The organism is Paracraurococcus lichenis (assembly GCF_030657435.1).
Taxonomy (GTDB): domain Bacteria; phylum Pseudomonadota; class Alphaproteobacteria; order Acetobacterales; family Acetobacteraceae; genus Paracraurococcus; species Paracraurococcus lichenis.
The window spans coordinates 1-657 of record NZ_JAUTWS010000412.1; the positions used below are offsets into that span (position 1 = coordinate 1).

The following is a 657-nucleotide window of genomic DNA, read 5'->3' on the forward strand; positions in this document are numbered from 1 at the left end:
ACATCTGTTGGCCATGCTCGTCATGATGCTTCCCTTTGCCGTGCTCGGCGCACTTCTGGCATGGCAGCGAGAGATCCAGACCGCCGCGGCGATTCTCCTGCTCGGCTTCGGCGCTGTTGAACTTCTTCGGCGCCGCCACCCGCGCGTGCTGTCCCGGATCCGGCCGACACGGCTTGGGCTCTGGTCCTTTGCAGTTGCTATCGCACACGGTGCTGGGCTGATGCTCGTGCCGGTGTATCTCGGGCTTTGCAGGCCTACTGGATTGGACGAGCGGCAGAACGCCTTAGGTTGGTTGATCAGCGCCAACCTGAGCACGGCGGTGGTTGTCTCCGTCACCCATGCGACGGCGATGATCGTCACGGGCGGGCTTTTTGCGTGGCTGACATACCGTCATCTGGGGCTTCGGCTTGTGGCACGAACTTGGTTCAACCTCGGTGCGGTCTGGGCAACCAGCCTCATCCTGATCGGTGGACTCTCACTCGCTATGCATGCAACAGGTGAGTAACCGATGTCTGGCGGGCATTGTCAACCCGCTCCACTTCGAAACATAAACTCGCAACGGAAGCTCGCCGTAGGAAGCAGCGGCGACAGTCTTTCGGCTGGTCTCGCCTGGAAAGCGACATGACGTATCGTTCACTCCGGCGCGCGTCCGCCAAT

General features: G+C 61.2%; 1 protein-coding gene. It reads left to right on the forward strand.

Going from position 1 to position 657, the window contains the following annotated elements:
- A partial coding sequence (locus Q7A36_RS40560) for a hypothetical protein (RefSeq protein WP_305109451.1) occupies positions 1-505 on the forward strand: 505 nt, incomplete at its 5' end.
- Between the last annotated feature and the right edge of the window lie 152 nt (positions 506-657).